We start from the raw sequence: 14,377 nt of genomic DNA, 5'->3' as shown, positions 1-14,377 counted from the left end.
TCGTTATTTGAGTGGGTTTGCCATTTTCATTAGCTTTCAAAAAAGAGGATATACAATCCTTACGTCTTGAAGGCCATTTAAAGGAGCACATTATGAACAGTTCAGTGGAACAATTATTCACATTTATCGATGGACATGCTAAAAAACTTCAAACTTCTGAAGAATTAACGTATATTGAAGGCGTGTTGGAAACAACGGAGATGTGGCTAGACGGTGATATCAAACCAAACATTCAAAACATACAAAAAGAAGATATTCGAAAAGCCATTCAACTTACCATTCTTAAAGGCATGAAAGAACATGTTCAAGCACATCATCAAATGACGCCTGATTCTCTGGGGCTGCTTGTCGGCTATTTTGTTGACCAATTGACACAGGATAAAGAACAAGTTTCTATACTAGACCCGGCGGTTGGTACCGGAAATTTATTGTTCACGGTATTAAACTTTTTACAAGACAAAGCTTCGTCTACGGCTGTTGAAATTGATGACATGCTAATTAGACTTGCTGCTTCAACAGGTGATTTATTGCAACAACCTGTAACTCTTTATCGCCAGGATGCATTACAACCATTATTAATCGATCCAGTAGATGTTGTCATTAGTGATTTACCAGTTGGTTTTTATCCGGATGAGAAAACGGCTTCTGGATTTGAGTTAAAGGCTAAGGAAGGAATGTCCTTTGCTCACCATTTAATGATCGAACAATCGATTCGCCACACAGTCGACGGTGGATACTTAGTATTTTTAGTCCCACAAGGAATTTTCGAGTCGCCACAAGCAAAAGATTTACATTCTTACTTTGCTAAGCATGCATGGATTCAAGCAGTTGTTCAGTTGCCTGTAAACTTATTTAAAAATGAGTCACATGCTAAGAGCTTACTCGTCCTTCAAAAGAAATCAAGTGACTTAAAACAACCAAAAGAAGTGTTACTTGCAAAAGCTCCGAATATGTCAAACAAAGAAGCCATGACTTTATTTTTTGAAAAGGTCAAAATGTGGCGACAAGAAAATACACACTGATAGTTGTCCGCCTCTTTATTCCGCTGTACAATAACTGTATAAGTGGAAGAGGGGCGTTTTTTTATGGTCAATATATTAGCAGTCAATGCAGGAAGTTCTTCCTTGAAATTCCAATTACTTCGAATGCCCGAAGAATATGTAGTTGCTAAGGGGATAATCGAGCGTATTGGACTTAAAGAACCCATCTTTTCTATAACAACAAATGGGACAAAACTAGAACGAACAGATATAGAAAAAGTCACAAATCATTCAGAAGCGGTTCAACTTTTACTTCAGCAACTAGTGGAACAAAATGCTGTTTCTTCTCTACACGACATCGATGGTATCGGTCATCGACTTGTTCACGGAGGTGAAGAATACAGTGATTCCGTATTAATCGATGAGGATGCAATTGTAGTATTCGATAGACTATCTGATTTGGCACCATTACATAATCCTGCAAATATTACTGGAATCAAAGAATTCCAAAAAGCTTTACCAGTTGTACCTGCTGTAGCCGTTTTTGATACAGCATTTCATCAAACAATGCCAGAAAGTTCATTTTTATATTCCATACCTTATGATTACTATAAAAAATATGGCATTCGGAAATATGGCTTTCATGGCACTTCTCACAAGTATGTAATGGGAAGAGCAGCTGATTTATTAAATCGTCCAGTCGACAAGATTCGTTTAATATCATGTCATCTTGGAAATGGCGCTAGCATAGCAGCGATTGACGGGGGACGTTCGATTGATACTTCTATGGGGTTCACGCCTTTAGCAGGCGTTACAATGGGTACACGTTCGGGTAACTTGGATCCCGCACTAATTCCATTTTTAATGGAAAAGACCGATAAAAGTGCTGAAGAAGTACTGGATGTCTTAAATAAGAAATCAGGAATGTTAGGTGTATCCGGATTTTCAAGTGATTTACGTGATATTGAAATAGAAGCGTTGAAAGGAAATGCACGTGCACAACTTGCGCTTGATGTTTTTGCCAGTCGAATTCATAAGTATATTGGATCTTATGCTGCTCGCATGAACGGAGTCGACGCTATTATTTTCACAGCAGGAATTGGAGAGAATAGCGATGTGATTCGTGAAAAAGTATTAGCTGGTCTTCAATTCATGGGGGTCTACATGGACCCAGACTTAAATAAAATTCGTGGCAAAGAAGCGTTCATCAGTTACCCACATTCTCCAGTGAAAGTACTTGTGATTCCGACAAATGAGGAAGTCATGATAGCTAGAGATACGGTGAGATTAGCGAATATCAAGGGTTCTTGATACATGAATCAGTAAAGTTATATTAATACTTCAAAGTTAAACCATAACCGATTTTTAGTTCACTTGATTGTCAACCGTCTTTTCTTTTCAACTAAAAATGGAATAGGGAATCTTGATAGTGGTATCAACCAGTTGTCCATGCTTCGGTATTTGCAGCGTGGGCAGAGGGACTGTTGCCAACAGAAGCGGTACGGGCTAGGCCCGTACTATTTTTGTGTGAACGTTTAGGAACGGTGTGTGGATCATACTTTTGTCTAGACTCTTATTGCAACAGTATCGTGTTGCGCTAGTTAATGGAATACTCCTGATAGTACCACTGGAAATATGGGTTTCCACTGTATATTTGAAACATAAACATAAAGAGTACTGCTTGAGTAAGATAATAATAGTCTGTTAATCAGATTATTAAAAAATATATTGACACTATAGAAATCTAACTATATATTATTTGTAATATCAATTTTCTGACTATATAAAAACATTCTTCTTTTTTTACCCAAAGTTGTACCTACAACCCGTTGACTAGTTATCTTGAAATTAATATTTTGCTAGATACAATGGAGAATAAGGTACAACATTGATAACCGAAAACGGTTACAAAAGGGAAGAGGTAAAAAAATGGTGAGATTAAAAGATATTGCAGAGCAAGTTGGTGTTTCAGTTTCTACGGTTTCCCGCGTCATAAAAAATAGTTCTTCACGGAATGTAAATCCTGAAACAAAGAAAAAAGTTTGGATGGCTGTAAAAGAGTTAGGCTATACACCAAACGAATACGCACGACATCTTGTAGCATCTACACACCAAGAAAAAAAGAGTACGAAGAGAATCGCATGGCTTGCAAGTCCGCGTCTTGCTGAATCGAACCCGTATTTCTCGAAAATCTATTCGGGAATTAGCGAAACATTGAATAATGCAGGATACACATTATTGTTGTTAAGCAGAGAGGATTTAGAAGACGAGGCATTATTCCATCAGATGATACGAGAAAAGGAAGTTGAGGGGATGTTGCTGATCGATAAAATCGATGAGAAAATCCTTATTGATTGTAAGGAGTTAATTCCGGTTGTGGGAGTTGATTATAACTATAGTGATCATGCAATTTCCACCGTGGATTATGACAGGGAAGAAGCTGCATATAAAGCTGTGGAACATCTTGTATCAAAAAAACATCGTCGAATCGGTTTCATCGGCGGTGGGAATGACGTTAATATGGCAAGCGAAAAACGTTTCAAAGGGTACAAAAAGGCTATGCACGAGTTCGGATTGACTATTGAAGAAACTTGGATAATTGATTCAGGTTGGTGCCTGGAAAAAAGCTATATGTCTTCGATGGAATTACTAAGTAGGCCACAAAACAGTCGCCCAACTGCCATTTTATGCGCAGGAGACTTACTGGCGATAGCCGCAATGAGGGCTGCTCATGAACTAGGACTTAACATACCTGACGAAATTGCATTCATTGGTATTGATAACAACGAAATGGCTCAATACGTAGTTCCATCATTGTCGACAATATCTATTCCTCAATATGAGATGGGCGTAGTCGCGGCAAAGATTCTACTAAACCAAATTGAAGATAGATCGAATATTGATTTAAAAACTTTATTGCCATTCGAATTGCTGGAACGTCAATCGACATGATTATTACAAGTTTATTTAATTATCACTTTCAGGAAAACGTTTTCCCGAAAGTAGGAAAATGTTTCCTAGAAGAAAATGATAACAAGAAAAGATGGGGTGGAGAAATGAAGAAAGTCAGAATGGGGATAATCGGGGCAGGTCTTCGAAGTGGAATTGCTGAATATTGGCACAAGCCTGAAGGTAGTTCTGAAGTAGTTGCAGTTGCGGATATCTCAGAAGAACGCTTGTTGAAGTTTCAGGAGAAAATCGAATCACCGGTTTTCATGACACAAGATTACAAAGAACTTCTGAATCGTAAAGATGTTGATGCAGTTGCGGTATTGTCACCGGATTATCTGCATGAGGAGCATGTCATAGCAGCACTTGAGGCAGGGAAACATGTCTATTCTGAAAAACCGCTTGCGATTACGGTCGAAGGATGTGATCGTATCATCGACACATGGCAGAGATCAGGAAAGCATTTAATGGTTGGTTTCAATATGCGTTATATGAGCATGTACCAAACGATGAAAGAATTGGTTGATTCAGGCGCTATTGGAGAATTAAAAGCAATTTGGGTTCGACACTTCGTCGGATTGGGTGGTTATTTCTACTACCACGATTGGCATGGGAAATCAGAAAATACGACCTCTCTCCTATTACAGAAAGGCTCACACGATCTTGACGTTATTCATTGGATTGCAGGTAAGTACACGACGAAAGTTGCGGCATTCGGCGGGCTTGATTACTTTGGAGGGGAGATGCCAAACGACTTAACATGTCCAAAGTGTGATTTGAAAAATACGTGTCCAGAATATAATCCAAAAACATTTACAGAATGTGCATTCAGGGAAGAAATCGATGTTGAAGATAATAATATGCTTATTATGGAACTTGAGGGTGGTATTAAGGCATCGTATCTCCAATGTCATTTCACACCAGACTATTCCCGAAATTATACGTTCATCGGTACAGAAGGTCGAATTGAGAACGACGATGTGAACGGAAAAGTATACTTGAAAACTCGTAAAACTAATACCTGGAAAGAGTTCAGCGACGTCACATACGAAATGAAAAAAGAGACTGGTAGTCATGGTGGGGCTGATCCTAAAATAACGCAAGATTTTGTTGATCTGGTCCTCTACGATAAACAACCTCTCACAACGCCTTTTGCAGGTAGAATGAGTGTGGCAGTTGGATGTGCGGCAACAGAATCTATACGTGCAGGTGGTAAAGTAGTCATGATATCTCAAGAATCTAGCATCGTACACAACTGAATGTATTCGTAGGAAAAGGGGTCTAATCGTGACAAACATGAGTGAAAGTGTGGCGCCAGTTGAAAAATTTGAGACATATAGAAAAAAGAAGTTGTTCAAAAATCGTCAGAATGCGAAGAAAAAAACATGGGTTGAATGGAGAAAGTCCGTCCGGAAAAACTGGGAACTCTATTTGTTACTTACACCAGTAATTCTATACTTTCTCATATTCCATTACTTCCCTCTCTATGGTTTGCAAATCGCATTTAAAGATTTTATTGCGACAAAAGGCATTTTGGGTAGTCCATGGGTAGGATTTAAACACTTTGAACGGTTTTTTGATAGTTACTATTTCTGGAGGCTTATTAAAAATACTGTCGGGATAGGCGTATTCACTCTAGCTGTCTCATTCCCAATTCCGATTGTATTAGCACTCATGCTAAATGAAGTGAAAAGCTTACGTTTCAAAAAATTTGTACAAACGGTTGTATACGCACCGCATTTCCTTTCAACTGTTGTAGTTGTTGGAATGCTACTCCTTTTCTTGAAAACGGACGGGTTAATCAATCAGGTGATTCGACTTTTCGGTGGGGCACCGATTGATTTTATAACTGAGCCAGCTTTGTTTAAAAGTTTGTATGTATTTTCAGACGTGTGGCAAACGATGGGATGGAGTTCTATCATTTATATCGCTGCACTAGCAGCAGTGGATCCCTCACAACATGAAGCGGCAATGATAGACGGTGCATCAAGGTTTCAGCGAATCATTCATATTAACATTCCTGCGATTATGCCAACGATTGTCATTCTCTTCATTTTGAATGCAGGATCTGTAATGGCTGTCGGATTTGAAAAAGTATATCTTATGCAAAATGCCTTGAATATGTCGTCGTCTGATGTAATTTCGACATTTGTTTATAGAAGTGGGATTTTGGAAGCGCAATATAGTTTCTCTGCTGCAGTGGGGCTGTTCAACTCGTTAATTAATTTCTTTATGCTAATAATGGTCAATCACATTGCGAAAAAAGTGAATGAGACAAGTCTATGGTAAGGGGTGGGGTTAGTTGCGAGATTCCAATACAGATCGAACGTTTAATATATTCAACTATGTGTTCCTGACCATTGTTGCCTTGCTGGTGATATATCCATTGTTATTTGTAATCAGTGCATCACTCAGTAACCCGCAATATGTTGTATCAGGTGAGATGTGGTTATGGCCGAAAGAGTTTACTTTGGATGCTTATGACAAGGTTTTTAAAAATCAGGATATTATCAATGGATTTATGAACACGTTGAAATATACGGTATTTGGAACCGTGTTGAACGTCGTCATGACAATATTAGCAGCATATCCACTGTCCCGTAGAGATTTAAAGGGTCGCGGAGTTATTATGGCATTTATTATCTTTACAATTTTCTTTAGTGGGGGACTTATCCCAACGTACTTACTCATACGGGATCTTGGGATGCTGAATACGTTCTGGGTTATGGTGATACCAAATGCAGTTGCGGTTTGGAACATTATTATAATGAGAACTTTCTTCCAGTCCATCCCGCATGAATTGCAGGAATCCGCGATGATTGATGGATGTGGAAATTTCAGGATTTTATGGAATATCGTCCTTCCTTTATCGTTCCCAGTCATTGCTGTAATGGTTCTTTTCTATTCGGTTGGCCATTGGAATTCATACTTCCAGGCATTGATTTATTTGCAGGATCAAGATAAGTTTCCGCTACAGTTAATACTTCGGCAAATTCTTATTAAAGGCCAAACCGACGACATGATTCAAACAACTTCGGAAAGCTTTTTAGCGCAACAACTTAGTGTGGAAGGTTTGAAATACGCGGTGCTAATTGTTGCAAACTTGCCGATGCTAATGCTCTATCCATTTTTACAAAGGTTTTTCGTGAAAGGCGTCATGATAGGATCATTAAAAGGATAGTCAAGGGGGAGAATGTATTGAAGAAAAGGAATTTTTCAGGTGTTGCAGCAAGTCTATTGCTAACGGCAAGTATTTTGGGAGCTTGTTCTGAAGAGGAAGGGGCCGTTAAAAAAAGTGTTAATGCCGGTAATGTAAAAGCAACCGGCATGCCAATTGTTGAAGAAAATATTCAAGTGGATGGTTTTGCTGCGAAATTCTTCGCCTCACAAGATTGGAATAAACTTATGCTCTGGGAAGAGTACGAGAAATTGACAAACGTTGAAGTGAACTGGAAAACAACGCAAATTGAGGGATTAGTAGAGAAAAGAAACTTAATGCTTGCATCTGGAGATTACCCTGAACTATTTTTTGCTTCGGCTTTTCCGAAAACAGATTTAATCAAGTACGGACAGCAGGGTGTTTTTCTACCATTAAATGACTATATCGATGAATATGCACCAAACTTTAAAAAGATTCTAGAAGATTATCCTTCGGTGAAAGAAGGAGTCACGATGGCGGATGGGAATATTTATGGTTTCCCAACATTTTATGACCCGAACTTTGAAGCACTCCGAGGAATGACGCCATGGATTAAACAAGACTGGCTGGAAAAATTGGGACTAAAGGAGCCTGAGACTCCAGAAGAATTGTATGAAGTTTTAAAAGCTTTCAAAGAACAAGATCCGAATGGTAATGGAAAAGCAGATGAGCTTGGATGGGGCGGAGGATACGGCATAGTTGAATTCGTTGATTATTTGCGCGGTACGTATGGTTTGAATAAGCAAGGGTCAATGAACAAAAACCTCGACTTTAAAGAGGGTACTGAAGAATTTAGATTTGTTCCGGCTACGGATGAATATAAGGAATTACTTACATTCTTAAACAAGCTTTATACAGAAGATTTAATTAACAAAGATGTTTTCACGGTACAACCGCAGGAGTTTTCAGCAGAAGCCTCTAAAGGGAATTTTGGTTTACTGAACGAAATTGACCCGGCAGAATTACTGAATCTTGACGGTTATGTTGGTGTACCGGTTCTTGAAGGTCCAACTGGGGAACGTGCTTATAATACAGTTTCGAATGGGCTTGGAAATCTTGGGATGTTCGTGTTGACAGATAAGGCAAAAAATCCAGAAGCTATGGTTCGCTGGATGGATTATTTTTATGGGGAAGAAGGCTCTAAAATGTTCTTCATGGGCTTCGAAGATGTCACGTACGAAGAAGATAAAGATGGAAACTTCAAGTATTTAGATACGATCACAGACAATCCGAATGGTTTAAATATGGACCAGGCGATTAGTGAATACTTGACTTGGCCAGGAGGATATTATCCTGGAATGGTTAGACAAAAATTCTTCCAAGGTGCTGAAGGAAAAGAAAATTCTGCTGTAAATGCTGAGAAAGTTCGTCCATATCGCATAAAAGACGATAACATTCTTCCAGGGCTGAACTATACGCTTGATGAAACCGACAAGGTCAGTGCTATTATGACAGATGTTCAAACATATATAGATGAAATGACTGCAGGTTTTATTACAGGTAAACAAGACTTCAGTAAGTGGGATGACTACAAGGAGACACTTGAAAAAATGGGAATACAAGAGTATCTTGAAGTTTCTCAAGGGGCATATGATCGCTCGAAAGAAGCGAAGTAAAATAAAAAACTCATACAAAGACAACTTCTTTGTATGAGTTTTACCCTTTCAGGGAGGTAATTTGATTGTACTTACATGGCTGGAAAGGAAAGCTTTATTGGTTTGTTGAATTTGTTACCATGCTAGCGTTATTACAACTGATGTGGATAGGTCTTACAATTCTTGGTTTAGTTATTTTAGGAATTTCGCCAGCTACTGTAGGGCTATTCGTCGTCATGCGAAAAAGATTTCATGGTCAAGATGATTTAAGATTACTTATCCGAAACTATTGGACGACGTATAAAGCGGAGTTTATCAACTCGAATAAGATTGGTGTCATTTTGATTTTCATTGGCTATTTTCTCATTCTCAATTTAAGAATTGTATTGACGATGAACGGAACTTTCGGCTTCTTTTTGTTGTCGTTTATGGTCATGATTACGATTTTGTATGCTGTAATGGTGATGAATATATTCCAAGTGTTTGCTCATTACGACCTCCCGTTGTCCCGTTATTTTTCAGCATCACTTCTACTTAGCATTTCGTTCCCAGTTCAAGTGTTTGGTTCTGCTTTGGGGCTTTATGGACTGTACCGAATTTTCTTATTCATACCAGGGCTTCTTCCGTTTTTTGGTATAAGCTTAACAATCTTCTTTCTTACATGGATGTCCTCACAAACTTTCAGACTGAAAGGCGAATCTGATGGTACGTTTAAGTCAGAGGAAGTTGGGATCATGACTCAATCCATAAGAGAGGGAAGCACTTCATGAGAAATCTATATTTGACTAATGCAACAATCGTTCTTGAAAAGTCAATCTTGCACGATGGATATGTTCATATTAAAGAAGAAAAAATCGAATCTGTTGGAGATATGGCCAATTGTCCATCTTTTAGAGAGGTAGATAGTGTATTCGATTGTACTGGGAAACAATACGTAATCCCGGGAATGATTGACATTCATGTTCATGGTGCAGCGGGATTTGACTTTATGGACTCGAGTCATAAAGCTTTTGAAGGAATTGCACAAGCGCTTGCAAAGGAAGGGACAACTTCTTATCTTGCGACGACGATGACAAATCCGGTAAAGCACATCAGTAAAGCGCTATTAAATCTTTCGAAATATATGGGAAACAGTAATGGAGCAGGAGTCGCGGAAATGGTAGGCGTTCATTTGGAAGGACCTTTTATTAATAAAGAACAAAAAGGGGCCCAACCGGAAAAAGAAATCATTCCTCCGAATGTTACTTTGTTTAAAGAATGGCAGGAATTGGCCAGAGAAACGATTAAAATTATTACGTTTGCACCTGAGTTAGACAACAATTTTGAGTTGTTAACAGAACTTAAGGAGATAGGTGTTCTCCCATCGATGGGTCATACGAATGCCTCATATGATGTAGCTGTCAGTGCAATTAGTCATGGAGTAACACACGCAACTCATTTGTTTAATGGAATGAAAGGCTTACACCATCGTGACCCTGGCGTTGTAGGTGCAGCCCTTTTACATGACGAAGTTTATGTAGAAATCATTCCGGATGGTATTCATTTTCATCTCGATTTGTTGAAACTTATTTTGAAGATGAAAGGGCCCGAACGAATTGTGGTCATTACTGATGGGATTCGCGCGAAAGGGATGCCTGATGGGGATTACAATTTAGGCGGTCAACGAGTGAACGTTCTTGAGGGGAAATGTACATTATCTTCGAATGGATCTTTGGCGGGAAGTATCGTGACGATGAATGATGCAAGATTGAATATTGCGAAGTGGCTTGGACTTTCGATATATGATCAAATAAAAATTACCTCTACGAACCAGGCTAAACGTTTAGGTTTATACAATCGAAAAGGATCGATTGAGGCAGGGAAAGATGCCGATATCGTTGTCCTCGCTCAGAATGGACAACCCGAATTGACGATTTGCAGAGGAGCTGTTGCTTATCAACGTAATGGCGCATTCAATTAGTGTAAATCTTGTTGAAATGGTGATATATTGAAAGTATGAGAATTAGGATAAAGGATGGAATGTTATGAAACCATTAGATCAAGGAAGTGTCATTCCGTTATATCATCAATTAAAGCAAAGATTGGATGCGCGTATCCGAATAGGAGATTGGAAGCCAGGCGATAAAATCGATTCGGAAAACCGTTTGATGGACATATTTCATGTTAGTAGAAATACAGCGAAGAAAGCTATTGAAGAATTGGTCCAAGAAGGATCACTATATCGCGTTCAAGGGAAAGGTACTTTCGTTTCGAGACCGAAGTTTGAACAATCACTAAGCGGATTTTATAGTTTTAGTCGCGTTTTACGGGAAAAAGGACTTCATCCCACTGACCGTGTACTTGAAGTAAAAGAAGTAACTCCATCTGAATCCGTTAGAATCGGGCTACAACTTGCTCCTGGTGAAAATGTCATTGAGATGAAAAGGTTACGTTGTGCGAATGATGAACCGATTATTCTTGAATCGTCATTTATGCCGAAGTCAGTTATTCAAGACATGTCTGTTTTGTATGAAGTAGGTAAATCATCCCTTTATGACTTGTTGGATGAACGTTATAACGTGATTGTTGTTCGGGCAAAAGAAGCTTTCGAACCGGTTTTAATTAGGGAAGGGGAAAGCGTGCTTCTCGAAACGGAAATAGGAAAACCCGCTTTGCTTTTAGAACGAACAGCATATGACACGAACGATCAACCAGTTGAGTATTGTATTTCAATCGTACGTGGAGATCGTTGCAGATTTTACACAGATCTCGTATAAACTCATAGATTTTTCTATGAGTTTTAAAATAAGTGAAGTTGTACCAACAACCCATTAATGAAAGGGGTCATTTTATGACACTCGTCACAACGAAAGAAATGTTAAAAGATGCACACCAGAACCACTATGCAATTGGAGCATTTGGTGCTCACAATTTGGAAATTATTAAAGCAATAATCGCTGGTGCAGAAGCAATTGGGTCGCCGGTCATCCTACAAACAACTTCCAGTACATACAGATATGTTGAGATGCCGTATATGATTGCGTTGGCAAAAGCGGCCGCAGAACAAGCGAAAATACCCGTCGCTTTGCATCTCGATCATGGTGAATCATTTCAAGTCGTGACGGAATGTTTGAGCGCGGGATATACGTCTGTAATGATTGATGGTTCTAAGCTTTCATTGGAAGACAATATTGCACTGGTCCGAAAAGTGACTGATGCCGCCAGTTCATTGGGTGTACCAGTTGAAGCGGAGCTTGGCACGATTGGAAGTGTGGAAGATGATTTAGTTTCTATGGAGGATCAAGCTCTATTCACAGATCCGCTGATGGCGGAGCGATTCATAAGGGAGACCGGCATCGATTCGTTTGCTCCTGCATTCGGAACTGCACACGGTAATTATAAAAAAGAACCAAAATTGCAATTCGATTTACTGGGAAAAATTCAGGCAGTGTCGAATCTCCCGCTCGTAATGCACGGAGCTTCAGGAGTACCTAAAGAAAGTGTACGTAAATCTTTGGATTACGGTGTAGCAAAAGTGAACTTCTCGACCGAACTAAAAGATTTATTCGCAGAGGAATTAAGGGCGTATTTAATTGCGAATCCAAAAGAAAGTGATCCGAGAAAATATTTCATTCCAGCAAGAGAGGCACTTATTGAGCTAGTTAAAACGAAGATTGCAATGTTGCAAAAATGATTACATCCATTACGCTGAACGCTGCAATCGACCAAGTTTATGAAGTTGAATCAATGGAAATCGGGGGGACAAATCGAGTTTCTTCTATTACACAAGACGTAGGTGGAAAAGGTATGAACGTCGCAAAAGTTCTCCACTATTCCGGTGCTAACGTTGATGTTGGTGGTTTTGCAGGCGGTTTGAACGGCGTTAGAATTCGCAGTCTGTTGGAGAAACACAAGATTGCAAGTGATCTCATTTCCGTTAAGGGCGAAAGTCGCGTTTGCTTAACAGTGCTTGATAAGAACAAAAGTGGAGGAACTGAATTGCTCGAAGGAGGTCCGGACATATCTGAAGCGGAGTGGCATTCCATGCTTGACTGGGCTAGACAGAAATCAGAAAGCGTAAAATGGTTTGCGTTATCTGGTAGTTTACCGAAAGGGGTACCCCAAACCGCATATGCTGACCTCATACGAATTATAAATGACAACGGTGCGAAGGTGATCCTTGATTCAAGTGGTGATGCGCTACAAAATGGAATAAAGGCAAAGCCGTTTGCGATAAAACCGAATGAGCATGAAATTGCCGCTCTACTAGGGAAATCGATTGTAACTGAAAGTGAATTGTTTAAAGTAGGAAGGTGTTTCGTCGATGCCGGTATCGAGCATGTCTGTTTCACATTGGCTGGAGAAGGAGCGATTTTTGTCAATAAATCTGGGTGTTTCAGAGCAGATGCCCCTCAGATTGATATTGTCAATACGGTCGGTAGCGGAGATGCCTTCGTCGGTGGCTTGCTGTATGGGTTATCTCACAATGAAGTATATAGCGTTGCCTATAAGCGGGCTATTGCATGCGGTTCAGTAAATGCAATGTACAGCGCAATCGGTTTTATTGATCTCGAACAAGTGGAAGCTTTCATGGAACAAATTACGATTCGAAAAATAAATGACAGATAGAGGTATTAATAGTATGCATACGTATAATGAAATCATGGGACAAGCGGAACAATTACAAAAAACTTATGAGCTTGTGAAGGAGTTAGAAATTGAACACGAAGCTGTAGATCAAGTGTTATTCATGGGTTGTGGAACTTCATTTTATCTAGCTGCTTCAGCTGCAAAGTACTATCAAACGGTGACAGGACAGTTTGCATCAGCACTGCCTGCATCGGAGTTATTCCTTCATACATCTACAGCTATTGTACCGTGGAAAAAGTACCTTGTCGTTGGAATTTCAAGATCGGGAACAACTTCAGAGATTCTCATTGCCCTCGATCATTTTAAGGGGAACGCTGATATTCGTACATTAGCGGTTACATGTAATGGGGATACCCCGATGGCAGCAGCGGTAGATCAAGTGATCGCACTTGATCATATCTCGGAGAATAGTGTTGTAATGACTCAATCGTTTTCAAATATGCTATTTGCTCTCCAAGTGTTCGCTGCAAAACAAGCGGAATCCAGTCAAAACTTGGATGAACTAAAGAAAGTTCCAAAATTGGTAAGGAACGCGTTATCATCCGAAGGTTTAACAAAAAAGGTAGCTGAAGATTATTCGAAGAAACGGTTTATCTTCCTTGGGTCAGGTTCATATAACGGATTAGCGAAAGAAGCGACTTTAAAATTAAAAGAAATGACGCAAACAGAATGTGAGAGCTATTCGAGCTTGGAGTTTAGGCATGGTCCAATTTCAATTGTAGACGGTTCGACAGTTGTCGTTTTGCTCATTCAACTCGAGACAGCAAACTATGACCAGCAACTCGTTTTAGATATTCAAAGGCTTGGCGGATATGTACTAGCAATCGGTCCGGTTCCTGTAGGATTTAAAGCAGATGAAATAATTGAATTGACGAATGATATAAGTGATCTGAACCGGCATGCCATATATGTTCCATATCTTCAATTAATTGCGTATCATCGTGCTGTGAATCTTGGGTTTAATCCAGATAAGCCACGAAATCTTACACAAGTTGTTAAATTGTCATAATCGGAGGTGGGGTGTA

General features: G+C 39.4%; 13 protein-coding genes. All 13 read left to right on the top strand.

The window, feature by feature from the left end; genetic code table 11:
* Positions 1 to 92: 92 nt before the first annotated feature.
* The 13 genes from C8K15_RS05245 to C8K15_RS05185 all read left to right on the top strand — a co-directional run bounded on the left by C8K15_RS05245 (position 93) and on the right by C8K15_RS05185 (position 14,361).
* Positions 93 to 1,022: a class I SAM-dependent methyltransferase gene (locus C8K15_RS05245; protein WP_108585380.1), complete on the top strand. Its 930-nt coding sequence runs from the start codon at positions 93 to 95 to the stop codon at positions 1,020 to 1,022.
* Positions 1,023 to 1,085: 63 nt separating this feature from the next.
* Positions 1,086 to 2,291, top strand: coding sequence for an acetate kinase (locus C8K15_RS05240; RefSeq protein WP_108585379.1), 1,206 nt, complete (start codon positions 1,086 to 1,088; stop codon positions 2,289 to 2,291).
* Positions 2,292 to 2,909: 618 nt separating this feature from the next.
* Positions 2,910 to 3,932 (top strand): LacI family DNA-binding transcriptional regulator, encoded by a 1,023-nt coding sequence (locus C8K15_RS05235; protein WP_108585378.1) that lies wholly within the window; start codon positions 2,910 to 2,912, stop codon positions 3,930 to 3,932.
* A gap of 104 nt (positions 3,933 to 4,036) precedes the next feature.
* Complete coding sequence (locus tag C8K15_RS05230; RefSeq protein ID WP_108585461.1) at positions 4,037 to 5,188, top strand: Gfo/Idh/MocA family protein; 1,152 nt, start codon at positions 4,037 to 4,039, stop codon at positions 5,186 to 5,188.
* A 37-nt stretch (positions 5,189 to 5,225) separates the two neighbouring features.
* Entirely contained in the window at positions 5,226 to 6,218 is a 993-nt protein-coding gene (locus C8K15_RS05225; RefSeq protein WP_108585460.1) for an ABC transporter permease, read from the top strand.
* Between the two features lie 13 nt (positions 6,219 to 6,231).
* Positions 6,232 to 7,110: a carbohydrate ABC transporter permease gene (locus C8K15_RS05220; RefSeq protein WP_108585377.1), complete on the top strand. Its 879-nt coding sequence runs from the start codon at positions 6,232 to 6,234 to the stop codon at positions 7,108 to 7,110.
* Between the two features lie 17 nt (positions 7,111 to 7,127).
* Complete coding sequence (locus C8K15_RS05215; RefSeq protein ID WP_108585376.1) at positions 7,128 to 8,744, top strand: extracellular solute-binding protein; 1,617 nt, start codon at positions 7,128 to 7,130, stop codon at positions 8,742 to 8,744.
* Between the two features lie 65 nt (positions 8,745 to 8,809).
* Positions 8,810 to 9,493 (top strand): YesL family protein, encoded by a 684-nt coding sequence (locus tag C8K15_RS05210; RefSeq protein ID WP_108585375.1) that lies wholly within the window; start codon positions 8,810 to 8,812, stop codon positions 9,491 to 9,493.
* 11 nt (positions 9,494 to 9,504) lie between these two features.
* Entirely contained in the window at positions 9,505 to 10,683 is a 1,179-nt protein-coding gene (gene nagA, locus C8K15_RS05205; protein ID WP_233260381.1) for an N-acetylglucosamine-6-phosphate deacetylase, read from the top strand.
* A 64-nt stretch (positions 10,684 to 10,747) separates the two neighbouring features.
* On the top strand, positions 10,748 to 11,479 hold the full coding sequence (locus tag C8K15_RS05200; protein WP_108585373.1) for a GntR family transcriptional regulator: 732 nt from the start codon (positions 10,748 to 10,750) through the stop codon (positions 11,477 to 11,479).
* A gap of 74 nt (positions 11,480 to 11,553) precedes the next feature.
* Positions 11,554 to 12,396, top strand: coding sequence for a class II fructose-bisphosphate aldolase (locus tag C8K15_RS05195; protein ID WP_108585372.1), 843 nt, complete (start codon positions 11,554 to 11,556; stop codon positions 12,394 to 12,396).
* The gene (locus tag C8K15_RS05190) at positions 12,393 to 13,331 is read left to right on the top strand and encodes a 1-phosphofructokinase family hexose kinase (protein WP_108585371.1); all 939 of its coding nucleotides are present in this window, start codon (positions 12,393 to 12,395) and stop codon (positions 13,329 to 13,331) included. Before C8K15_RS05195 ends, C8K15_RS05190 begins: the two co-directional genes overlap by 4 nt.
* Positions 13,321 to 14,361 (top strand): SIS domain-containing protein, encoded by a 1,041-nt coding sequence (locus tag C8K15_RS05185; RefSeq protein ID WP_233260380.1) that lies wholly within the window; start codon positions 13,321 to 13,323, stop codon positions 14,359 to 14,361. Before C8K15_RS05190 ends, C8K15_RS05185 begins: the two co-directional genes overlap by 11 nt.
* Positions 14,362 to 14,377: the final 16 nt, after the last annotated feature.

Origin of the sequence: Paenisporosarcina sp. OV554, from assembly GCF_003058165.1 — a bacterium.
Lineage (GTDB): Bacteria > Bacillota > Bacilli > Bacillales_A > Planococcaceae > Paenisporosarcina.
Note: the sequence above shows the minus strand (reverse complement) of the source record. Positions and strands in the feature narration are given on the sequence as shown.

Coding starts and splice junctions, on each gene's coding strand:
- C8K15_RS05245 (WP_108585380.1), top strand. CDS start 93: ATGAACAGTTCAGTGGAACAATTATTCACATTTATCGATGGACATGCT.
- C8K15_RS05240 (WP_108585379.1), top strand. CDS start 1,086: ATGGTCAATATATTAGCAGTCAATGCAGGAAGTTCTTCCTTGAAATTC.
- C8K15_RS05235 (WP_108585378.1), top strand. CDS start 2,910: ATGGTGAGATTAAAAGATATTGCAGAGCAAGTTGGTGTTTCAGTTTCT.
- C8K15_RS05230 (WP_108585461.1), top strand. CDS start 4,037: ATGAAGAAAGTCAGAATGGGGATAATCGGGGCAGGTCTTCGAAGTGGA.
- C8K15_RS05225 (WP_108585460.1), top strand. CDS start 5,226: ATGAGTGAAAGTGTGGCGCCAGTTGAAAAATTTGAGACATATAGAAAA.
- C8K15_RS05200 (WP_108585373.1), top strand. CDS start 10,748: ATGAAACCATTAGATCAAGGAAGTGTCATTCCGTTATATCATCAATTA.
- C8K15_RS05195 (WP_108585372.1), top strand. CDS start 11,554: ATGACACTCGTCACAACGAAAGAAATGTTAAAAGATGCACACCAGAAC.
- C8K15_RS05190 (WP_108585371.1), top strand. CDS start 12,393: ATGATTACATCCATTACGCTGAACGCTGCAATCGACCAAGTTTATGAA.
- C8K15_RS05185 (WP_233260380.1), top strand. CDS start 13,321: ATGACAGATAGAGGTATTAATAGTATGCATACGTATAATGAAATCATG.